The 23,400-nt window shown below is 39.5% G+C and carries 14 protein-coding genes and 1 pseudogene; 10 read left to right on the top strand and 5 right to left on the bottom strand.

Annotated elements, in window-relative coordinates; translation table 11 throughout:
- Positions 1–260: 260 nt before the first annotated feature.
- The 3 genes and pseudogenes from ileS (at position 261) to RMY00_RS23685 (ending at position 5,594) form a co-directional block, all read left to right on the top strand.
- Entirely contained in the window at positions 261–3,143 is a 2,883-nt protein-coding gene (gene ileS, locus RMY00_RS23695) for an isoleucine--tRNA ligase (protein ID WP_322649881.1), read from the top strand.
- A 159-nt stretch (positions 3,144–3,302) separates the two neighbouring features.
- Positions 3,303–3,491, top strand: a pseudogene (locus RMY00_RS23690) (HNH endonuclease); the annotation flags it as partial.
- A gap of 954 nt (positions 3,492–4,445) precedes the next feature.
- Positions 4,446–5,594 carry a histidine decarboxylase gene (locus RMY00_RS23685; protein ID WP_322649880.1) on the top strand — a complete coding sequence of 383 codons (1,149 nt, stop codon included), beginning with the start codon at positions 4,446–4,448 and terminating at the stop codon, positions 5,592–5,594.
- 403 nt (positions 5,595–5,997) lie between these two features.
- On the opposite strand, the gene RMY00_RS23680 is transcribed toward RMY00_RS23685, so the two are convergent.
- Together RMY00_RS23680 and RMY00_RS23675 are read right to left on the bottom strand one after the other, a co-directional pair.
- A complete protein-coding gene (locus RMY00_RS23680; protein ID WP_322649879.1) occupies positions 5,998–9,381 on the bottom strand; it encodes an amino acid permease in 3,384 nt (1,127 codons plus the stop codon).
- Positions 9,382–9,663: 282 nt separating this feature from the next.
- The gene (locus RMY00_RS23675; protein ID WP_322649878.1) at positions 9,664–10,548 is read right to left on the bottom strand and encodes a ParA family protein; all 885 of its coding nucleotides are present in this window, start codon (positions 10,546–10,548) and stop codon (positions 9,664–9,666) included.
- 242 nt (positions 10,549–10,790) lie between these two features.
- Here RMY00_RS23675 and RMY00_RS23670 point away from each other — a divergent pair, with 242 nt between their 5' ends.
- The gene (locus RMY00_RS23670) at positions 10,791–11,963 is read left to right on the top strand and encodes a homospermidine biosynthesis protein (protein ID WP_322649877.1); all 1,173 of its coding nucleotides are present in this window, start codon (positions 10,791–10,793) and stop codon (positions 11,961–11,963) included.
- Positions 11,964–12,029: 66 nt separating this feature from the next.
- On the opposite strand, the gene RMY00_RS23665 is transcribed toward RMY00_RS23670, so the two are convergent.
- Positions 12,030–13,934, bottom strand: coding sequence for an adenylate/guanylate cyclase domain-containing protein (locus RMY00_RS23665; RefSeq protein ID WP_322649876.1), 1,905 nt, complete (start codon positions 13,932–13,934; stop codon positions 12,030–12,032).
- Positions 13,935–14,583: 649 nt separating this feature from the next.
- Between RMY00_RS23665 and RMY00_RS23660 the strand changes: the two genes are divergently transcribed.
- From RMY00_RS23660 to RMY00_RS23645, 5 genes are all read left to right on the top strand, one after another.
- A complete protein-coding gene (locus RMY00_RS23660; RefSeq protein WP_322649875.1) occupies positions 14,584–15,927 on the top strand; it encodes a P-loop NTPase fold protein in 1,344 nt (447 codons plus the stop codon).
- Positions 15,878–17,575 carry a tetratricopeptide repeat protein gene (locus RMY00_RS23655; RefSeq protein ID WP_322649874.1) on the top strand — a complete coding sequence of 566 codons (1,698 nt, stop codon included), beginning with the start codon at positions 15,878–15,880 and terminating at the stop codon, positions 17,573–17,575. Before RMY00_RS23660 ends, RMY00_RS23655 begins: the two co-directional genes overlap by 50 nt.
- 74 nt (positions 17,576–17,649) lie before the next feature.
- On the top strand, positions 17,650–17,910 hold the full coding sequence (locus RMY00_RS36245; protein WP_416212096.1) for a hypothetical protein: 261 nt from the start codon (positions 17,650–17,652) through the stop codon (positions 17,908–17,910).
- A gap of 171 nt (positions 17,911–18,081) precedes the next feature.
- Positions 18,082–18,441 carry a VOC family protein gene (locus tag RMY00_RS23650; protein WP_322649955.1) on the top strand — a complete coding sequence of 120 codons (360 nt, stop codon included), beginning with the start codon at positions 18,082–18,084 and terminating at the stop codon, positions 18,439–18,441.
- An 86-nt stretch (positions 18,442–18,527) separates the two neighbouring features.
- Positions 18,528–19,844 carry a recombinase family protein gene (locus RMY00_RS23645; RefSeq protein WP_322649873.1) on the top strand — a complete coding sequence of 439 codons (1,317 nt, stop codon included), beginning with the start codon at positions 18,528–18,530 and terminating at the stop codon, positions 19,842–19,844.
- A gap of 8 nt (positions 19,845–19,852) precedes the next feature.
- Here the strand turns inward: RMY00_RS23645 and RMY00_RS23640 are convergent, their stop codons facing one another.
- Entirely contained in the window at positions 19,853–21,016 is a 1,164-nt protein-coding gene (locus tag RMY00_RS23640; protein ID WP_322649872.1) for a hypothetical protein, read from the bottom strand.
- A gap of 499 nt (positions 21,017–21,515) precedes the next feature.
- On the opposite strand from RMY00_RS23640, the gene RMY00_RS23635 reads away from it, so the two are divergent.
- Positions 21,516–23,135: a glycosyltransferase family 39 protein gene (locus tag RMY00_RS23635; protein ID WP_322649871.1), complete on the top strand. Its 1,620-nt coding sequence runs from the start codon at positions 21,516–21,518 to the stop codon at positions 23,133–23,135.
- A gap of 83 nt (positions 23,136–23,218) precedes the next feature.
- Here RMY00_RS23635 and RMY00_RS23630 read toward each other — a convergent pair.
- Positions 23,219–23,400: hypothetical protein (locus RMY00_RS23630; protein WP_322649870.1), on the bottom strand; the 182-nt coding region annotated here is incomplete at its 5' end.

The raw sequence follows: 23,400 nt of genomic DNA, 5'->3' as shown, positions 1-23,400 counted from the left end.
GATCGCTAACGCTGCGCTATCGCCCTTGGCGTCTCCCCTTCTCCCAAAGGGAGAGGCTAGCGCCTGCCGTAGGATGCCCGAAGGGCTGTAGGGAGAAGACTCGCTATCAACGTCGCCTTTGTGGAATCCTATCTTTTTTATTAACGAAAATTCAAGGTAGGGAGAGGTTTATCAAACTCACGTTCAGATAGCAAATTTTGGTTTTGATGTCATCTTCTATAATTAATAAAACCTGCACACCTAATTCTAGGCATGAGACTGTGACCGAATCAGGAAGTTACAAAGATACAGTAAACCTACCCAAGACTAATTTTGATATGCGGGCAAACGCCATCAAGCGTGAGCCTGAAATCCAAAAATTTTGGGAAGAAAATAAAATTTACGATCGCCTCTCCGAAAATAACCCTGGCGAATTATTTATACTGCACGATGGGCCTCCCTACGCTAATGGCTCACTCCATATTGGTCATGCCTTAAATAAAATTCTCAAAGATATTATTAATCGCTACCAACTGCTAAAAGGGCGTAAAGTTCGCTACGTTCCTGGTTGGGATTGTCACGGTTTACCAATTGAGTTAAAAGTTTTGCAGAACATGAAGTCAGCAGAACGGCAAAACTTAACATCTTTACAACTGCGGCAGAAAGCGGAAGAATTTGCTCTAACTACAGTAAACGACCAGCGCCAAAATTTTCAACGCTACGGTATTTGGGGTGATTGGAACCACCCTTATCTAACTTTGAAGCCGGCTTATGAAGCGGCTCAAATCGGCGTGTTTGGTCAGATGTTCTTAAAAGGCTACATCTATCGCGGTTTGAAACCTGTTCACTGGAGTCCCAGTTCTAAAACCGCTTTGGCTGAAGCTGAGTTGGAATATCCAGAAGGTCACGTTTCCCGCAGTATCTATGCAGCTTTTGCAGTTACAAGTTTGGCAGAAACTGTAAAACCACTGTTGGCAGAATATTTGTCAGATTTGGGTGTGGCTATCTGGACAACTACACCTTGGACAATTCCGGGGAATTTGGCTGTAGCGGTGAATGCAGATTTGAATTATGCAGTGGTGGAAGTTTCACCTTCAAAAGCACAGGCGCAGAGTAATTTCAAATACCTAATTGTTGCTGCTGATTTAGTAGAACGTTTATCTTCAACGTTGGGAGTTGAGTTAACTGTAAAAGCCACCTTTAAAGGGAATGATTTAGAACATACTACTTACCGTCATCCTCTATTTGACCGGGAAAGTCCAATTGTTGTGGGCGGTGATTATATCACTACTGAGTCGGGTACTGGATTGGTACATACTGCACCCGGTCATGGTCAAGAAGATTACATTGTTGGTCAACGTTATGGTTTACCTATCCTTGCACCAGTGGATGACAATGGCAATTTTACCGAAGAAGCGGGACAATTTGCTGGGTTGAATGTGCTGGGTGATGGAAATCAAGCGGTAATTGATGCACTGGCTGCGGCTGGTTCCTTGTTGAAGGAAGAACCATATCCCCACAAATATCCTTATGATTGGCGGACGAAGAAACCAACGATTTTCCGCGCCACTGAACAATGGTTTGCTTCGGTGGAAGGATTTAGAGAAGAAGCATTAAAGGCGATCGCCACTGTAAAATGGATTCCAGCCCAAGGTGAAAATCGCATCACGCCAATGGTCGCAGAACGTTCCGATTGGTGTATTTCTCGTCAACGCAGTTGGGGTGTACCCATTCCCGTTTTCTACGATGAAGCCACAGGGGAAGTACTGCTGAATGAAGAAATTATCAACCACGTTCAAGGAATTATCGCAGAAAAAGGTTCTGATGCGTGGTGGGAACTTTCAGTAGAGGAGTTATTACCCGAATCCTATCGTCAAAATGGTAAGTCTTACCGCAGAGGTACAGACACAATGGATGTATGGTTTGATTCTGGCTCATCTTGGGCATCTGTCGTCCAACAGCGTCCAGAGTTACGCTACCCGGCTGATATATATTTAGAAGGTTCCGACCAACATCGCGGTTGGTTCCAGTCAAGTTTGCTCACCAGTGTAGCGGTAAATGACATTGCGCCTTATAAAACTGTGCTAACTCATGGCTTCGCTTTGGATGAACAAGGGCGAAAGATGAGTAAGTCAGAAGGAAATGTGGTTGACCCAAATACAATCATTGAAGGCGGAAAAAATCAAAAAGTAGAACCGCCTTACGGTGCAGATGTGTTGCGATTGTGGGTATCATCGGTAGACTACTCTGGTGATGTCCGCATTGGCAAAAACATCATTAAGCAAATGAATGATGTTAGAGGCAAAATCCGCAATACGGCGCGGTTTTTATTGGGTAGCTTGGATGATTTTGACCCGGAAAAAAATACAGTTCCTTTTGAGGAATTGCCAGAACTTGACCGTTATATGCTGCACCGCATCACCGAAGTGTTTGAAGAAGTTACAGAAGCCTTTGAAAGTTTCCAATTCTTCCGCTTTTTCCAAACAGTGCAGAATTTCTGCGTGGTAGATTTATCTAACTTTTATTTAGATGTTGCCAAAGATAGGCTGTACATCAGTGCAAAAGATGCTTTCCGCCGCCGCAGTTGTCAAACGGTGCTGAAAATAGCTTTAGATAATTTAGCACGAGCGATCGCACCAGTACTATCCCACACTGCCGAAGATATTTGGCAATATCTCCCCTACAAAACACCTTACAAATCGGTATTTGAAGCCGGTTGGGTACAGGTTGAGGACAAATGGCGTAATCCAGAGTTAGCGGAATTTTGGGAAACCCTGCGACAACTCCGCACCGATGTTAACAAGGTGTTGGAACAAGCCAGGATTGAAAAAATGATTGGTTCTTCTTTGGAAGCCAAAGCTTTGATTCATATACCTCACAAACAGTTAGGCGATGCTATCAAAGCCTTTAACCCAGTTAAAGGTAACGGTATTGACGAACTGCGATATCTATTGCTGACTTCCCAGGTGGAATTATTAGATTCTGCTGAAGGGTTGCAAGGATTAGAATATACAGCGCAGACGGAAAACTGGGGAATTGGTGTGGTGAAAGCAGATGGAGAAAAGTGCGATCGCTGTTGGAACTACTCTACTCATGTGGGAGAATCAGCAGAACATCCCTTAATTTGCGAACGATGCGTTGCAGCCTTAGCCGGAAAGTTCTAGTAAATATACGTTAGTTCAACAAACCTCTCCCTGCTTTGAACTAAAGTTCAAGTTTTTCCCTCTCTGACTCGGAGAGGTTGCGATTCGTTGATTAGTGAATCACGGTATCCAGCCCGTAAATAACTAATCCAGCCTGACAGCAGATTACTGTCACCAAAAGGCGAAACCTCTAAAGCTCTCATGAAGCAAAACTATAAATGTGCATCCTGCGGCTTAAAGTTCATCGATGAAGAACAGATACATCTGCATCACATCGATGGAAATCACGCCAACTGGAAGAAAAATAATCTTGAAGCAATTCATGAGAGTTGCCACGATTACAAACACATGAGCAAAAGCGCAAGCTAAGAACATCGGAAGCTGGGTGCGGTGAAAATTGCACGCCCAGATTTAACTGAGAGGTGCGGGAGATAATACTCCCCATCGACTCAAGCGAATTTTTTGGCTAGTAAAACCTCTTATACCATTTCACGAAAAATCTGATACAGATGCAAACCTTGAAAGCATTGCTGTATCTAAGTTTCTTAATTGCGTACAGCCCTGCGGGCATGAAAACAGCAAAGCGGGGCGTTAGCAAGAGTGCGAATTGGTATTAGTAGTCTTTTCATTCAGCTAATTAGATAGACAATACATCATCTGTGGAATTCACGTTAAATCAGGTTTCAGTCACCGCCTGAAATAGACCTCTTGGCATTTGTGCTTTTTGCAAGAAAGGGAAAAGGGTAAAGGTTAAAGGGGAAAAGGACGATACAGAAGTTTTTCCCCTTCCCCCCGCCCCTTATCCCCCTATCCATTACCCGGATCTTTCTCAACAATTGCGAGAGTATTCACTCACGTTTCTTACAACCCTGATACGTCTGTCGTTAATTCTCAATAAAAACCTAATTTTAGTGAGAATATTAAGAGCCAATTTGTCAAGTATGACTCACACCTCAGTGTTTAAGATGCCTACAAAACAAGCGTTTCGAGATTGTAAAGAAAGATGTGGGTAATGCATAGCCTTATCCTCAGAGGGGGCCCCACCTTCCCCTTTTCCCGACTTATGCAAGAAGTCTAATATTTTGCGTAATTGCCTAATACACATTACGGTTATTTTATTCAGTACGTAAGTTCTAAGTACAATAGACTTTCTCGCAAAAAATTTGGGTAGTATTACTGAAGTAAATAAGCATTTTCACGTAGAAATACTGATAAAATAGCCTTATATAGAGATTATTAAGAAAATATAAAGGTATTGATTAATACGTACAACTTAGATTAAAACATGTATTAAGCCAATCAAAATTTAAGAGACACAAAGATATGTCAAATAAAGTTGCTAAAGACTTGGCAGATTTTTTGGTACAAATAGAACAGCGATCGCAGTTTCATGCAGGGTATCCATATAATTTAAGTTGTGATTACAGTGCGATCTCAAAGTTTTTCAATTATTTATTAAATAATGCTGGAGATCCATACATAGAGCCAGATTTTGGTCTTCATTCTCGGAATTTCGAGCAAGAAGTATTATCTTTTTTTGCTAACCTCTACAAGATTCCAGAAGATCAGTTTTGGGGTTATGTTACTGCTGGCGGAACTGAAGGTAATTTATATGGAATGTTCTTAGCAAGGGAAATCTACCCGAATGGGATTCTTTACTCATCACAAGACTCTCATTACTCAATTCCTAAAGCAGCTAAATTATTCCGCATTCAACATAATGTTGTTAATTCGCAAATTAATGGAGAAATGGATTATAACCATTTTGAACAACTACTTAGTGAAAATCGTAGTTATCCAGCCATCATAAATTTAAATATTGGGACTACCGTCAAAGGTGCAATTGATAACCTAGACAAAGTTCTAAAAATTTTAGAGCGCAATCAGATTAAAGATTACTACATTCATTGTGATGCTGCACTTTCAGGATTAATATTACCGTTTTTAGATGACGCTCCCCAAGTTAACTTTCAAAAACCCATAGATAGCATAGCTATTTCTGCTAAATTCATTGGTTCTCCGTTACCTTGCGGTGTAGTTTTAACCAAGAAAAAATGGGTAGAAAAAGTTGAAACAGCAATTGAATATATTGGTTCAACAGACACAACAATTCTAGGTTCTAGAAATGGTCACACTCCCCTAATTCTCTGGTATGCAGTGCAAACAAGAGGTTATGATGGATTAGCTAGAGAAGCAAATACTTGTGTTGATAATGCTCAATATCTTTTACAACAACTTCAAATAAGAGAATATCCATGCATGTTAAATAATTTTTCTAATACCGTAGTATTTCAAAAACCTTCTCAAAGGTTAATTAAAAAGTGGCAGTTAGCAGTTTTTGAAGATTGGGCACATATTATAGTCATGCAGAATATTAATCGGAAGAAAATTGATATTTTTATTAATGAACTTTTGCAAGAAGAGTTATTTGATAACGCCGAGGATTTCCAGCTACAGCCAGTACTAAACTAATTTAGGTTATCAAGCTATCTTAATCGCCCAATTTTACGAGATTTCTCTAAAGAGAATTTGATTCCAATATTTTATGAAAATAATTCATAACTTAGGAGCGGAGCCGGAGACGAGAATTCAGTATTAATTCTGTACGACTAGGTTCTAAATATTGGTTTAAAACCATACTTCTCTACGAGAAGCTACCGCAAACTTCCCGCCACGCACCTTTGCTTCTGATAGAAGCAACTACTATTAAAAATTTTCCCCTTATACCGTTTCACTTTAAGGTTGATACATTTAGGCAAGCAGGGGAGCAGAGGGGAAAGAATTTGTATCAGGATTTTAGTGAAATGGTATTAAAACTTTATTCTTTTATGGGTAGAGTATTCTGAATACTGACTCCTGAATTCTGACTCCTGTTTTATTTCTTTAAAAAGTTTTTATAACACAAGTTACCAGCAAGTAATATTTCTATTTCTGCACTTTCCATAGCTGGTAAGAAAAAATATCCTTGTCCATAATCACATTGTAAAGCCTTCAGTTGTGCTAATTGCTCTACAGTTTCTATCCCTTCTGCTGTTACAGACATATTTAAATTATGAGCTAATGTCACAATAGCTCGAACAATTTCTAAATTTTCTCCTCGACTACCTATATTACTGACAAAAGAACGGTCAATTTTAAGGGTTTTGATTGGTAGGCGATGCAGATAATTCAGAGATGAATAGCCAGTACCAAAATCATCCATGTGCAACTCGACATTCAGCGCTGTTAACTGGGAAAGTACGGTAGTAGCTAATTCAAAATTATCCATCAATAAGGTTTCGGTAATCTCCAATTTCAAACTGCATGGGTTCAGCCCAGTCTCCTCTAAAATATCTTTAACTTGTTTAAATACATCAGGTTGGGTGATTTGTTTCCCAGAAAAATTAACGCTAACTGTCAAAGGTAATGAGCTAGGAAATTGTTTATGCCATTTGTGCATTTGATTACAGGCTTCATAAAGCACCCATTGCCCGATATTAAGAATCATTCCAGTTTCTTCTGCTAAGGGAATAAAATCTTGAGGGCAAATAAGCCCTCGTTCTGGATGATGCCAACGTATCAGTGCCTCAAATCCAATAATTTTACCAGTTGTCAGTGAAATAATTGGCTGGTAATCAAGACAAAATTCTTCTGGTTTGAGTAGTGCATTTCGCAGAGCAGTTTCTAACTCCAAAAGCAAAGATGCACCCTCGTGCATTTTTCGGTCAAAGACCTCATAGCGTGCCTTACCAAGTGATTTGGCGCAGTACATTGCCACATCAGCATCGCGTAGAATCTGCGCTGCTTGTTCATAATCTGCTTTACTTAAAGCGATGCCAATACTAGCATTAGTAAATACCCTATGCTCATTTAATTGAAATGGTATAGCTAGAACTTTTTTAATTCGCTCGGCTACCTGTATGGCGGTGCTAATATCCTCAACTTCCTCAATTAATATTGTGAATTCATCTCCACCAAAACGGGCAACTATATCTCCAACTCGCAGAACTGATTTTAGCCGATGAGAAATTTCAATTAGAAGTTGATTTCCAAGTAGATGTCCAAGGCTGTCATTAACAACTTTAAAGCGGTCTAAGTCTAAGAAGAGTACGGCAAATAAATATTTATTTTGTTGTTTATTACGTTCTATTGCTCCCTGTACTCGCTCCAAAAATAATCGTTGATTAGGTAATCCGGTTAGCCCATCATGAAGACTATTGTGCAGTAATTGCTCTTGTGCTTGTTGACGCTTGATAATGTCTTGCTCAAGTTGTTGATTCACTCTAATAAGTTCAACGGTGCGTTCTAGAACCATCTGCTCAAGCTTATGACGATACTGAACTAATTCTTTTTCTACTAATTTACGCTTAGTAATATCACGGATAATAACAACATATTCTCGTAACTGGGAATTAAATGGCTGTGAAATAGTCGATTCGACAATTAGTAGACCTTGGTTGATTTTTAAGGTTTGCTCACTTCTAATAGACCATTGCTCTGGTTTGCCGCGATAGTTGATTAAAAGTTGATTCAATTTTTTGCCAATTAGCTGCTGAATAGTTGTTTGAAATAATTCTTCAGCAGCAGCATTTGTCTGGCAAATTCTACCGTTCTCATCTAAGACTAAAACAGTATCGGGGACGGTATCGAGAGTAGTAATAAACAGACTTTTTGCTTGTTTGCGTGCATTATCAATAGCAACGATTTGTGGTAAAGTAGTCCAGCAAGCGATCGCAACCCCTGCAACAGAAAGCGTCACTAACAGAATAGCTAGCAAAGAATTATGAATGTAATGATAATTTTTGTCTAATAAATCGCGGAGAAGCCAACTGGTTGTAGCAGTAATACAAATTAATGATACTAGAACAATCACCTGTAGTACGACAAAATCCTGGTTGTTTCTACTAGACCTAACGCTGTAATGCTGTCTCCACCATTTTAGATGTAATGGTTCTAAATTTGAGCGACGTAGCGCGACATCTCCTATCATCAGAATAATAGGTAATAATAAACCCACTAAAAAATCTCTCCAATTCCAAGCTAAACCTCCTACTATTAAAACTACTGCTTCTATACAGAAAAAACTAAGTGACCACCAAGGCCATAACACCTGCGGTTTGCCCCGACACAGCCATAATCCCAGATGTAGACCCATAATAGACACGAGATAACAGGTGCCTGCTACCGTGACAAGTTGAGCTACATTTCCCAAATTTAGACAAAGCAGACTGAGTAGAAAGGTAACTAAGATAGCGGGCCCAAGGACACCTTCGGGGGAAACTAATGCAAATAGAGGAGAAAGCTGATCGTCTAAAGCAAGTTGATATAATATCCGAGGAGAGTTGGAAACTGCCGTAGCAGCACTTAAAAGGCAGGATACAGTAATGAGAAGTGTAACTATAAAAGAGGCAGATTCACCCCAAAAAGGCTTAGAAGCTGCCACCAGATTTAAGAATACATCGCTACCTATTGTTGGGTCTGGAGACGAACACATTAATACCCAAGAAGCACCTAAAAACACCGCAGGAATGAGCCAAGCAGCTACGGTTAAGAACTGCAAAGTTTTATACGGGTGGCGGCTATCAGCAACAAAAGAAGAAGTGGTTTCACAAGCATAAATTGAATAGCTAGCTAGAAAAAAGCACTTTGCCCATTCTTCAAAGCTCAGGCTCTCTGTGTTACTTAGGATAAGTTTAAAACTAGTGGTTGAAAAGGCTGACCATACTACGCCTTGAAAACAAAACAAAAGTAGTAATAAAATGGCTGGGAATACAAAAAATAAATGCAGGAGTGCTAAAGCACGAGTGCCACTGAAAGCCAAAATAAAAGGAATTACTGTAAAAAGAACTTTTAAAAAAGTTTCTGGACAAGAAATATCTAATGTTTCAAAATTGACTTTAATTAGGTCTGTAAGAATAATTGCATATAGTGCTGGTGCTGCTGCCCAGCTAAAAAAGTATCCTAATGCTACGTAACGGCCTAAGCTAGGAAAGTTCTTTAGTAGCCTTGTGGTATAGTTTGGTGTTCCTCCAGCGACATCTGGCCAATGTCTACCTAAACTTTGTACCTGCAAGTTGAGTAAAAAAGAAATGATCGTGCCAAAGAACCAAACTAAGATAGCTCTAGGCCCTAACGCTGCATGAATAATGGGGGCAGTACCAATCCACCCCACATGACCCGTTAAACCAAAGCCCCAGGTTTCGAGATAACTCAGAGTTTGTGGTAAAGGCATTACCGAGTGTTGACTTTTCTCTGCCTGTAGAGAATTTTTAGTAAGCATTGTTTCTTAACTAGATTTACTGGCCTCTTCACTCAATAGCCGAATATTACTGTAGATAGCTTCAGTATAAACGCTGGACTTATCAGAAAAACTACTTAATTATTACCACTATATATCGAGGAAGGCAGGAGGCATGCAGCCTTTAATAGGGTTATTATGGGGCCAGCCCTTTGCCTACGGGACGCTGTACGTAGCTTGCTTCCCCGAAGGGGTACAGCGAAGTCAAAAGTCATTCCCCTGCTCCCTGCCTCTTCGTTGAAATCATCAGTTCTGGAGCTATAACTATAGCTTTTGCAACAACTCCTGAGTTAATTGAAAGAACGCTTTTGAACCAGCTGATTGGGGAGCATTTAAAACAGCTGGCATAAAACTATCAACAGCCTTCGCAACGTTGACATCAACTGGTATTTGTACCTTACAAATTTTTTCTACACCGAAATCTTCAACAACGCGGTGCATCACTTGTTTATAGTATCTGCCAGTGAGAAGGTTAGCGCTAGACATACTGAATACAATTCCTAGCATTTTTATATCTATTTTGGTTTCATTTCCGTGACTGTCTTTTAATTGGGCAATGCGTCTTTCTAACAGTTGAATACCCACCACTGATAAAGGTTCTGGTTTAGCAGGAAGTATGTAAAAATCACTTGCAGCTAAAGCGCTACGAGTCAATAAATTATATCCAGGCGCACAATCCAAGAGAATAAAATCATATTCTTGACGTACAGATTTTAAAATATTATTTATCAAGACTCTTTCAAAACGATTCCAAATTGTTTCAAAGTCTTGTTCACCCAAAGCAGTTGCTTGTTGATGTAGCATTTCTGACACAACAAATTCATCATATAAGTCGATATCTCCTGGTAATAAATCAAGTCCAGCAAGATTACAAACCTGGGATTGAATGATATCTTGAATTGTCAATTTTGCTTCTGGTTCTGGATTGATAACTTGGTCAATCAGATACCTAAATGTCTTACTTTGTTTACGACGCTTGGCAAAATCTAGAGGCGACATCAAACTGAGTGTGGCGCTAATTTGGCTGTCTAAATCCAGGACAAGCACCCGTTTACCATGATTTTTAGCTAAACAGGTAGCTAAGTTGACAGTGAGGGTGGTTTTACCAACGCCACCTTTCATATTTGCAGTAGCAATTACATATCCCATTGGTTGAGTCCTCTGTTGACGCATTTCCATGTAGGTAGCGTATACCTGTCTCGATCTATTAAATCTTTTATTAAATTTAATATTTTTAAAATCTCAACGAAGAAGCAGAGGGCAGAGGGAAATGACCTCTTCTTCGTGCCGTGGGTGGATTTACGCGGTATTACACTAGTAAAATTGCTGTAACTTTGGTTGAAAGCTAGATACTATTAGATTCGGCGTGTTTACTGTTCGGGAGTGCCAAAATGTCTAAACAGCTGGGTCAAAAAATCGCACCTACACCTATATCAAATGATATCAATGTGGTGGATTTGATTGATCAATACTTTACCGCTTACAACTCAGCACGATTGCGGGAAATCTGCCAATTATTGAGTCGTGATGTGCTAACAGAAGGTGTGACGGTGGGAGTTAGCCTTTCCGGTGCGATGACGCCAGCAGGATTTGGGGTTTCAGCACTTGCACCCTTAATTCGCAATGGCTTTATTGACTGGATGATTAGCACTGGTGCAAATCTTTACCACGATATGCACTACGGTTTGGGTTTTGAACTTTTTGCTGGTAATCCGTTTTTGGATGATGTGAAACTGCGCCAGGAAGGCACTATTCGCATTTATGACATTATCTTTGGTTACGATGTGCTACTAGAAACTGATGCTTTCATCCGCAAAATTTTGCAAGGGGAAGCATTTCAGAAGCGGATGGGAACTGCTGAGTTTCACCATTTACTAGGTAAGTATGTTCGGGAAGTAGAAAAGCAGTTGGGTGTACAGAATTCCTGCTTGCTTGCTACAGCTTATGAGTATGGCGTGCCTATATATACGTCTTCTCCAGGAGATAGCTCTATTGGGATGAATGTGGCGGCTTTGGCTTTGGAAGGTTCGCAGTTGGTGTTAGATCCATCAATTGATGTCAATGAAACGGCTGCGATCGCATATAATGCCCGTGAATCTGGAGGTAAAAGTGCAGCTGTAATTCTTGGTGGCGGTAGTCCCAAAAACTTTTTGCTCCAAACCCAACCGCAACTTCACGAGGTATTGGGGCTAGAAGAACGAGGACACGATTACTTTGTGCAGTTTACCGATGCGCGTCCCGATACAGGCGGTTTGTCTGGAGCAACTCCATCGGAAGCTGTCAGTTGGGGTAAGATTGACCCGGAAGAGTTACCTAACACAATTGTTTGTTATACCGATAGCACGATCGCTCTACCATTGGTGACAGCATACGTCTTGAACAAGTGCGAACCTCGTCCACTGAAGCGTGTATACGACAAGCGAGAAGCCATTTTGGATAAACTGCAAAAAGACTATCTAGCAGCCAAAACCCAATCATCGGATCAAATTCCAACAGCAGTGGCTGAAAGTGCCCAAAAGCAAACAGCAACTTATCCTTGTGGGCGGTTGATTCCGAATACGTAGGGAGTGGGGAGTAGGGGAGGCAGGGGGCAAGGGGGAGAATAAAAAATTACCTCTTTCAAATGCCCCTCATCCCTTGTGTGCAATCAACAAATAAGTGGTTATTTTCCCTTTGCCTTGAACTTCGATTTCGCCTCGCTTTTCAAATACAAATTCATTACGCAAAAATTTATAAGTATCTTCTGTAACTTGTATTTTACCAGCAATACCTTGGTATTCCATGTATTGGGCGATGTTTACTGTATCTCCCCAGAGATTATACGTAATTTCTTTAGATTCAATTACTCTTGTAGCTACGGAACCAGTATGGATGCCGATACGGATGTTAAAGTTTTGGTTATTCTCAGTATTAAATAGAGCGATCGCAGCTTGCATCTGGAGTGCCATTTGAGCGATCGCTTGAGCATGATCCTGGCGGCGTGTGGGCAAACCACCAACTACCATATAAGCATCACCAATGGTTTTAATTCTCTCTAAACCATATTGTTCGGTGAGGCGATCAAAAGTTGAGAAAATCGAGTTGAGTAAGTTTAGCAGTTGAATTGCACTCATAGAAGCAGCAATATCGCTAAAGCTGACAATATCTGCAAATAAAACTGTGACATCAGCAACGTCTTCGACTATGTTAGTTACTTCTTTCGAGGGTTTGGAGATTGCTGCTGGCAAAATATTCCTCAACAAACGCTCGGTTTCTTCCTGCTGATGGCGTAGCGCTTCTTCTGTTGCTAATCGCTGGGTGATATTGCGAAAAATGCCGCGAGTCGCAACTGGATAACCTTCAACAAATTTACAGTTAATATTACCTTCTATAAAGATTGTTTGACCGTCTTTAGTAACGAATGCAGCTTTAACTTGCCCGATCTTTTCTCCTGACAGCACCCGATAAAACTTTTGCAAACAGTCTTGTTTAAACTCTGGATGTATAATATCAAAAATATTCATATTCACAATTTCAGCTTCGCTATATCCCAAAGCTTCTTGCCATGCACGATTGACATACAAAAAACGACCATAGGCATTAACGCATTGAATCAAATCATTAGCATTTTCAAATAAATCTCGATATCGTTCTTCACTTTCTACAAGAGCATCTTCTGCTTGTTTGCGTTTGATAAACTGGGCGATTTGACTACCAATAGAACCCACCATTTGCAATAACTCTTTATCCTTTGGTTGTACATCCCGGCTAAAGAAAACCATCACTCCTAAGATTTCACTATCGTCTAAGATGGGGAAGCCAAAAGCTGCATGTAATCCAGCCTCAGCAGCAGGTTGCGATCGCCTTTGGTCTCCATCTTCTGTAATATCTTGAATCCACAAAGGCAAACGTCTGATCCAAATTCGGCCAGGTAAGCCAACACCGGGTGTATATGTAGTTTGCCAGGTGATTGCTTTAAACTCTCGCGCAGAAATTACTCGACTTGACCAAATTTCTACACACCTTAATACTGCATTAAGGCTATCTCCTTGTATAGAAGTACCAATATATTGACTTGGTGCCCAAAGTTCACCTAAATCCCATCCTAAGTTTTGACAAATCGACTGCAAAATTTTCGGAATTACCTGTTTTACAGTTTGTGATTCTGATAATACACGAGTGATAGCATACTGGGCACTTGTCCGTTGTTCCCGTTGCTGACGAGCGGTAATATCCCGACCAATGTAGACAATCTCCTCTAATCCTTTTATTTTTTTCGGAATTACTGAACAAGAAAAAGCAATCAACCGCTTTTCTCTAGTCTTGGTTCGGCAAACTACCTCTAAATTCTGAAGATTTTTCTGAAAAGAAGAATGCTGGTGAATGGCTTCTATTAAAACTTGCTCTTCATCAATTATTAATGATATTGGTTTATTAATTAATTCTTCTTCACTAAAACCAAATAATTGTTGAGCAGCACGATTTACTTTTTTTATTTTCCCTATATTATTAGTTATAAACAAAGCATCTGCCATTGCAGTAATTACTTGATCCATGTAGTTTTTGTATTAAATTCAAAAAGATAATTTTTAAATAGTAGTAATAGCAAAGTTAATTTTTTCGCCGATGAGGCAATCATCATATCGAAATTAATAACTTAGAAATTAGAAATAATAATTAATAATTTAGTATCATTGATGATTATTTTAGTTATTCTTTCAAATGTTTGAGCAATATACAAGCTTGTTTGGGTAAATTTTTTAGAAGTTACTAATACTCAATTGTCTTACTGAAATTGATATTAATTGATTAATTATGCTGTTTTTTCACATAACCCAGTGTAGTTGAGCGAAAATGACCATGAGCAACCTTTTAATTTGGTCGATCAAAATTAACCAAGTAAGCGTAAATAACATGTATTCTATCTTTTGGAGGATTGACAATTAAGTATAATTTTGAGTCAAGTTAGTAAATTATACTTAACAGTGCGGTTTATAAGCGATCGCTAGTTTAACAAAATCACTCTTGTGCAATCCAGTGCTGGGTAAAGCTGAAAGTTATATTTTTATGCGATTTGTTAAAGTATAATATACTACAAAGACTTGATAAATTAAAAAGTAAACTTTTATTAAATGTAAAGTCACACTGCGATCGCCTAAAATTTAATCTGGAGAAAGTCGCCTCTATAAAGTTAGTCAAAACCCAATGAATCAACAGCGTGCTAATACTCTCAAAGCTGCATTTCAAGTTTGTAATGTTGAACCGCTAGAGGGTGCAGATATGGAGCGGTACTATGTTGATTTATCAGCAGTCCGCAAAACTTCAGCAATAGACAGCGTTAGTACAATTTTAGACTTTCAAGAACCCGCAGATTTCAGCACTATTTTGTTTACCGGACATCGTGGCTGTGGCAAAAGTACAGAATTAAAACGTATTCAGAAGCAATGGGAAGAACAATACCACGTAATTTATTTAGAAGTTAACGAAGAAACAGATATTAATGATGCTAATTATACAGATTTATATTTAATCGTCATAAAACAAGTAGAATTTGAGTTGCGTAAATTAGATTTAAAATTTGATTCTCAACTTTTGCAAAACTTTGAATCTTGGTTTAAGGATATTACCAAAGAAACCGAAGAAAGTGTAGAAAAATCTGTCAGTATTCAGGGAGAAGCGACTCTGAAACCAGAAGCTCCATTTATTGCTAAATTGATGGTCAAATTACTGGCACAAATTAAAGGTTCTGATAAGCAAAAAACTACTATTCGCCAAACTTTAGAAAAAGACCTATCCCGTCTCAAAGCAGATATTAATCTTTTATTAGGAGATGCCTACGTTAAACTCCGAAAAAAATTCCCTGAATGTAAGGGTTTATTGATTATTTTTGACAATATGGATCGTGTACCACCGACGATCGCAGAACATTTATTTTTTGACTACGCGGCTCAGTTACAAGAATTATACTGCACAATAATTTATACAGTTCCAATTTCTGTGCTTTGTTCGCCTAAAAACCCACTCAATCAGTTTGATGGGAATCCTCATATTGTCCCAATGGTGAATATTTATGAATTTGAACGCGATCGCTGCCATTTAAACTACAATCAAACGGGACTAGAAGCAGTCGCCAGTGTTATCGAAAAGCGGGTAGATATTGATGCTGTATTTGAATCTCGCCAGGAATTGCTAGATTTAGCAAAAGCCAGTGGAGGACATGTCCGCCAATTAATGCAGATGATGCGGACTGCTTGCCAAACTGCTAGTACTCGTAAACATCCCAAAATTATTGCTGAAGATATTATCTATGCTGTGAAACAACAGCAATTTAGTTTTGAAAGATTTATTCCCGAAGAACATTATGCGTTTTTAGCCCAAGTGTGTATAACCAAGAATGTCAGCAAAGATGATATAGGTCAGTTAATGCTGTTTAACACTTCAGTTTTGGAATACAACGGCGATAAACGATGGAATTACCCGAATCCAGTGGTGAAGCAAAATGAATTCTTCCAAAAAGCTATCGAATCCGCACTCGCAGCGCAACCTTAGCTCAGAAATTGGGGCGTTTATCGCGCTGAATCAAGAGGTATTTGCTGAATTACTTACCTTTGTAGACTTTGCAGAAAAGTTTACCATCGGTTTTGTGGAAATTAATTTTCCCCCAGATGCAGAAATATTAGTTGAGGCGTTAAAGACAAATCCTGAATGTCGGAATATTCAATTTGTGAATCTGAATTTTTCTGATGCAAATTTGCGATTTATTAAAGATGAAATTCTTAAGATATTACCAACTATTGAGATAGAATCTAATAAAAAATTAGTCTTGGTTGTACAAGGTTTAGAAAAGTCTATTGGCGTTTATGGAGACTATCCGCCAGTTTTACAAGACCTCAACTTTGTCCGAGATGCTTATAAGAGAACTGTTCCTCATCCCATTCTGTTTATTCTGCCAGATTATGCGCTGACTCGGTTAGCCAAGTTTGCTCCTGATTTTTGGGCTTGGCAATCGGGGATGTTTCGTTTTAAAACACCTCAAATTACTAAAGATTATGCAATTAATGAGACTCAAAATACTGAAATAATAATAGACAGATTAGAACCTCCAGAAAAGCAAGAGCGGATCGATTTATTACACCGCCTGCTAATGGAATATAAACCTACTGGACATCATCCCACAGGAGAAAACCTACGCAACTGTAGTAATATTTTGCATCAGCTAGGAGTTGCGTATCTAAGTAAGATAGAACCTATCAAAGCTAGAGAATATTTAGAAGAAGCCGAAAAAATAGCTAATGAGTTTCCAGATTCCACCTTTCATGCTGAAGTCCTCAACACATTAGGAGATTCTTATAGGCAGGAAAGGCAATTTGATACAGCAATTACTTATTATCAAAAATCTTTAAGTATTTCACAGCAACTTCAGAGTCCTCGCGGCGAAACTGCTGCATTGTTGAAACTGGGGAGTGCTTATCTAAACTTGAGACAATTTACACAGGCGACAATTTTCTATCAACAGCGTCTAGAAATTGAGAAACAAATCGGCGATCAGTATTCTCAAGCTGCCACCTACCACCAGTTGGGAATGGTTGCCCAAAATTTGCGGGAATTTGAAGAGGCGCGGTGTAATTACCAACAAGCTTTGGCTATCAATATCCAATTTGGCGATCGCTATTCTTCTGCCAGCACCTACCACCAGTTGGGATATGTCGCCCACGATTTGCGGGAATTTGAGGAGGCGCGGCGCAATTACCAACAAGCTTTGGCTATCTGTATCGAATATGGCGATCACTACAACCAAGCTAAAATGTACCAGCATTTGGGAATAGTTGCCCAAAATTTGCAGGAATTTGAGGAGGCGCGGCGCAATTACCAACAAGCTTTGGCTATCAAAATCGAATATGGCGATCGCTACAACCAAGCTAGTACCTATCATCAGTTGGGAAGAGTTGCCCAAGATTTGCGGGAATTTGAGGAGGCGCGGCGCAATTACCAACAAGCTTTGGCTATCAAAATCGAATTTGGCGATCACTATTCCCAAGCACTCACTTACCACTGTTTAGGAACGCTTGCAGAAGCAGAAGAAAACTACACAGAGGCGAGGGTTAATTTGCAGACAGCGTTGGAGATATATGTTGAGTATAAGGATGAATATTGGGGGGCGATCGCACGGGAGGCGTTAGAGAAATTACCGGAATAATGGGGTGATGGCATTTAACAGGGGCGCGACCATATCATACTCATTAGGCAGGCGTAGCAAGTTGGTACAATCGCATTATTGGCCGAAACAATCGCATTGTCAGTCGATACAATCGTATTGTTAGCGAAAACAATCGCATTGTCAGTCGATACAATCGTATTGTTAGCCAAAACAATCGTATTGTTAGCCAAAACAATCGCATTGTCAGTCAATACAATCACATTGTTAGTCGATACAATCAAATTGCAAGAGGTTGCATTGAGATAACACGGCGATGCAAATACTCAACGGCAAGGCAGCACTTATTGGCAAGCAGCGCGATCACATCAATATAATAACGCTTCTGTGTTGAATTCAATACAGACTTAACCCCCGGCCCCTTCCCTACTAGCGTTGGGGAGTAAGATTCAAAGCCTCTCTGCTTTTAGGAGAGGAATGGAAGTGAGGTCAAAGTATATGCCAAAACTACGTCAAAATTTAAATAAATGCGATCGCACTTACCGACAATGCAGATTACCCAAAGTCTCCATACAGCAATTCTCGTGACTGACTTAGAACGCTCTGAACACTTTTATGGCAAAGTATTAGGATTATCCAAAATAGATCGTTCCCTAAAATACGCTGGTGCATGGTATCAAGTCGGCAACTATCAAATTCACTTAATAGTTGCACCTACTGTACCCACCGAAAACCCAAACGAAAAATGGGGACGCAACCCTCACGTAGCTTTCTCAGTCGCTAACTTGGACGCTGCTAAACAAGAGTTGCTCAATCATAATTATCCCATTCAACCCAGTGCTTCTGGTCGCCCTGCTTTATTCATTCAAGATCCTGATGGAAATATTATCGAGTTGAGTCAGCAATAAAGGGGAGTAGGGAGTGGGGAGTAGGGGAGGCAGGGGGAGCAGAAGAGAATAATAATTACTGATAAGTGACTCATGACTAATGACTAATGAAAATAATTGCTTACTCTTACACCAATCCGCTACTAGAATCTGCTCCCGATCAGGGTGATTGGGGATGGGAAGTGGATCGGGTTTATGAAGATTTGGGTAAGCCAGAGTCTTCTGCACAGGCTACGCGGTCGCAATTACAACAATTATTTACTGATTGCGAAACTGAACCAGCAGATTATCTGTTGATTCGTCGGTTGGAAGAATTAGGGGATACTGTAGAGGAAATTAGCGATCGCTTACATAAACTCGAAGTAATAGGAGTAGCAATAATTGCCACAGAACAACCCTACACTTCCGAAAATTACCCTCTGGGCGCTGACTTGCTGAATTTGCTACACGCAATCCAACGTCAGCAACGTAGCCGTCGCATCCGTCAAGGACATGCCCGTAATCGTCTTGAGGTTGCACCGCCACCGGGCAAAGTTCCCTACGGCTATCGCAGAGGTAAAGGACAATATACTATTGATCGTAGTACTTCACCAGTAGTCAAAGATTTTTTTGAACACTTTTTACTCTATGGTTCGCTGCGCGGTTCAGTTCGTTATTTGGCGAAAAAATACGGCAAAAAAATCTCTGTCACCACAGGAAGGCGCTGGCTGACTAATCCAGTTTATCGCGGCAATACAGCTTACCAAAATGGTGAAATTATCTCTAACACCCATATTCCAATAATTTCTAAGGAAGAAGCTGCCCAAGTTGACCGACTTTTACGCCGTAACAGCCGTTTACCACCCCGAACTGCTAGTGCTAGGCGTTCTTTAGCTGGGTTGGTTGTCTGTGCTGAGTGTCAGTCACATCTAACAGTTACTCGTGTTACCCAACGCAACCAAGATAAGGAGTATCTTTATTTACGTTCTACTAGCTGTCCTCAACACCCCAAGTGTAAGGCTATTCCCTACCAAGAGGTTTTAGAACATACAATTGAAACCGTTTGCCGTGATTTACCCTTAGCCGTCGCGGGGATGAATTTTCCTCAGTTGGATGCAATCAAGAATAGTTTAGGACAAGCGATCGCTCGTCAGCAAGAAATACTTGCTCAGTTACCCGCTTTAATTGAAACTGGAATTTTAGATGTTGAAACAGCAAAGTTAAGGGCTTACAAACTCCGCACAGAAATTTCTGCACTCGAAGCAAAGTTAGCGACTCTTCCCCCAGTTAACTTGCGTTCTGTTGCTCAAGCTGTTTCTATACCACAATTTTGGTTAGATTTATCGGAAACAGAACGACGATTTTACTTTCGAGAGTTTATCAGGCAAATTAACATTACTGTTGAGAATAAAGAATTAAAACTCCAAGTTATTTTTATTTTTTAATTGAAACGTTATTTCTGAGATGGTCGATCCTTAGTATACGCAACAGGTTTTGGCCCTGCATTTCGCACATTGACAAGTTTATTCAGGATATCAAACCAAAAAGGCGCACCCATCGCAATAGCTAAACCACTCACAATCCAACCGCAAATTAATTTCCAACCCTGCCAAATTCTAATTAAGACAACCTTTTCGCTGTTCGAGTGTTCAACATCTAATAACTCAAACTGCTTATTGATATTCTGCCATCCAATGGGAACAGAAGCATCTCCTAAAAGTTTCTCAATTTGCCTTCTGGCTTCTGGATCATTGATAAAATCGGCTCGTTGACTTGCACTTTGAGTAATAGTAGAGCGAATAGCCGAATCCTGGGACAATCTACTAACTAGGTGAAATGTATCAGTATTGGTGAATATGGCAACTGATATCCCAATTAGAATTGCAACTCCTTTTGCATTGCGCTTATAAACGCCACTAGCTCGATCCATAGAGCGATCAAACCATGTTTCCACTTCATTTTGAAACTGATTCATCTCTTCGGTGAGGTCGTTAATCTTTATTCTACTCCGTTGAGCAAGCACGCTAAGACTCTTAATTAAATTATCAGGTACATCATCCGGCAAATCTTTATTAACAAAATCTATAAACTTTTGATCAATATCTCCATAAATTGCTTTAATTTTTTTGTATTCTTCACTATCTTGATTATTAACACCTATTTTAAGTTCTTTGTATAATGCTAATATTATAGATAAATTAGTTTTATCATCTTCACTAGGATGTTTAACATGATTAAGTAGCTGGGGAATTTTTAAGGCATCTAATAAAGTAATTGCAAATGTTTCTGAAGGAAGATATGAAGGGCCGCTTTGTTTTTCTTCTAGTCCGTTTGTATCGATACTTTTGCTAATTCCCCGAAGCTGCGTTTCCATTTTTCCCTTGGCTTGTTGATTCAAGGTATTAATTAAAGGATCATTAAAAAGTTTATCTACCAAGTTTTCTGCTTTAGTAATATCTGAGTCTTCAGTTTCGCTACCACCTGCTAAAAGTAATTCAATTGATTTTTTTAAATGTTTAGCTCTCCATTGTAAACATGTAGAAATTAGCTCTTGAATTTCAGAAGCTATCAGGCTCAAAATCAAGTAAATCACAACTAAACCAATAGCAATATCCACAACTACAGGTAAATTCATTCACAGACTCCCATAATTTTATCGAAGTTTATTCTTTTAAAAAATATTTTGATAAGATTTTATAACATAGATAATTTAATTACATCATTACTTAACTAAATTTAAAATTATGAAAATTGTTTAATTAAAAACGCTTGTAGTTTTAACGTTAACTAAACTGAATTAAAATTTAATTAGATAAAATTTAGGTATATAAAAATTAAATTAAGTGTTACATTCAAATAAATACAAGTTAATTTACGGACTGTTAAAAAGGTAAAAAATAATTTATTGATTGTATTATTTTTATCATTTGTTAGCTAAAATGTTATTTAAGTAACCAATATAAATTTTTCAAAAAATAGGGCTAATTAGAGAAACTTGAGTTAATCTTGGAAACTAGCAATTGTTAATAAATACGTTGTTACTGGGTGACAACATTGGAGATTCGCTAGATGTCTCTATGTAATCAAACCAGAAAGTAAAATGATTAACATAGAATATGCAAGAAGGAAGCTTTATTTGGAGTCCTCTAGAAAAACAGCATCGCACGGTTGGCAAATGGATTGATTGGGTATGGCTAATAATATTGCTATTGGCAGCAGTGTTACTGTTTAGCATCAATCTGGGAGGATTGCCGTTGCGAGATTGGGATGAAGGGACTGTGGCACAGGTTGCTCGTGAAATTTGGCATGCTCCAGCAGGATCAATGCGTTGGCTTTACCCAACGTTAGGAGGTGAACCATATCATAACAAACCGCCTTTGATGCATTTGCTAATTGCTTGGGCTTATTCTTTAGGAGGCGAAAATGAGTTGACAACGCGCCTGCCTGGAGCAATTTTAACAGCGACATCTGTACCTTTACTGTATTGCATTGCTCGTGAGATATTTCGCCAACGTTGGGCTGCTATTTATAGCGCGTTGATTTATTTAACAATGCTACCGGTGGTGCGTCATGGGCGGTTGGCAATGTTGGATGGGGCGATGGTAAGTTTTTTGATGGTGATGATGTTGTGCGTGTTGCGATCGCGCCGAGATTTACGCTATTGCCTTGGTGTTGGGATTAGTTTTGGGCTAATTTGCCTTACTCAAGGATTATTAGGCGTATTACTAGGTGCGATCGCGATCATATTTTTGTTTTGGGATACGCCACGACTGCTCACTTGTTACTATCTGTGGATAGCAATCGTAATTGGTATTCTGCCTGTAGCTACTTGGTATAGTGCCCAATTAATTCACTATGGTTACACTTTCGCCCAAGTTGGCCTTGTAAACCCATCACCAGGCCGAATTGGCTCATTTGTAGAAACTAATCCTGAACTACCTTGGTACTACGTTATTGAACTTCTCAAATACACATGGCCGTGGCTATTATTCTTACCGCAAACTATCCGCTTAACTTGGGAAAATCGCAACCTTAGTTGGGCAAAACTAGTAATGGCGTGGAGTGGGGTTTATCTGTTGGTAATTTCTTTCATGATTACCAAAGTTCCCTGGTATTTATTCCCAATTTATCCTAGTTTAGCTTTAGCTTTTGGTATCCAATTATCAGATACAGAAAATTCGCCTTTACTCTCATCTTATCCCCGTGCTTGGGTTGCTGGTTTGGCGATACTTGCTGTAGCCGCTTCTGCTGGTAGTATTTATTTCAGTTGGGGTACAACACCGAAAACAGACTTACAACTGATTTTTGCCGCAGTAGCTTTAACTATGACTTTAGCAGCTATTTTGGCCGAACGAGGTGATGGGCAATTTCTGAAGATTTTGTTTTGGGGAAGTTATATTTCGTTGCTACTGTTAATGAAATCTAACTATTGGGTTTGGGAATTATCTGAAGCTTATCCAGTTAAACCAGTCGCCGCCATGATCGTGCGGGCAAATCCAGCTACGAGGAAAATTTACACATCTTTTCCTTATCATCGTCCCTCGTTGGATTTTTATAGCGATCGCACCATCATTCCCGCTTCTGTTGGCGAACTCGAATATTATTGGCACTACAACGGGCAACCTTACTTTCTCCTTCATGCATCTGCTTTCAACAATCTCGAACTAGAGTCAATGAAGCTAATTGACGAAGCTGAAGGCTGGAAGTTAGTTACAAAAGAAATTAATCGTCTGTAAATGTAGGGCATTGGGCATCCCTTCTCTGCGAGACGCTACGCGAACGGCTTCGCTCAGGGCAAGTGCGTATGGGGCATTGGTTATTAAATATTAGACCTCTTGCAAAAGTCTATCCCCTTTTCCACATCCCGTGAAAAGTCAGGTTGAGCGATCACATTTGCTTGTTGAGCGATCACATTTGCTTGTTGAGCGATCACATTTGCTTGTTGGGCGATCACATTTGCTTGTTGGGCGATCACATTTGCTTGTTGGGCGATCACATTTG

Origin of the sequence: Nostoc sp. ChiVER01, assembly GCF_034531155.1 — a bacterium.
Taxonomy (GTDB): Bacteria; Cyanobacteriota; Cyanobacteriia; order Cyanobacteriales; family Nostocaceae; genus Nostoc.
This window is presented reverse-complemented; position numbering and strand designations above follow the sequence as displayed.

What these genes read in the sequence shown, in the direction of transcription:
- RMY00_RS23685 (WP_322649880.1), top strand. Translation starts at nt 4,446, where the DNA reads ATGTCAAATAAAGTTGCTAAAGACTTGGCAGATTTTTTGGTACAAATA.
- RMY00_RS23680 (WP_322649879.1), bottom strand. Translation starts at nt 9,381, where the DNA reads ATGCTTACTAAAAATTCTCTACAGGCAGAGAAAAGTCAACACTCGGTA.
- RMY00_RS23675 (WP_322649878.1), bottom strand. Translation starts at nt 10,548, where the DNA reads ATGGGATATGTAATTGCTACTGCAAATATGAAAGGTGGCGTTGGTAAA.
- RMY00_RS23670 (WP_322649877.1), top strand. Translation starts at nt 10,791, where the DNA reads ATGTCTAAACAGCTGGGTCAAAAAATCGCACCTACACCTATATCAAAT.
- RMY00_RS23665 (WP_322649876.1), bottom strand. Translation starts at nt 13,934, where the DNA reads ATGGATCAAGTAATTACTGCAATGGCAGATGCTTTGTTTATAACTAAT.
- RMY00_RS23660 (WP_322649875.1), top strand. Translation starts at nt 14,584, where the DNA reads ATGAATCAACAGCGTGCTAATACTCTCAAAGCTGCATTTCAAGTTTGT.
- RMY00_RS23655 (WP_322649874.1), top strand. Translation starts at nt 15,878, where the DNA reads ATGAATTCTTCCAAAAAGCTATCGAATCCGCACTCGCAGCGCAACCTT.
- RMY00_RS23650 (WP_322649955.1), top strand. Translation starts at nt 18,082, where the DNA reads ATGCAGATTACCCAAAGTCTCCATACAGCAATTCTCGTGACTGACTTA.
- RMY00_RS23645 (WP_322649873.1), top strand. Translation starts at nt 18,528, where the DNA reads ATGAAAATAATTGCTTACTCTTACACCAATCCGCTACTAGAATCTGCT.
- RMY00_RS23635 (WP_322649871.1), top strand. Translation starts at nt 21,516, where the DNA reads ATGCAAGAAGGAAGCTTTATTTGGAGTCCTCTAGAAAAACAGCATCGC.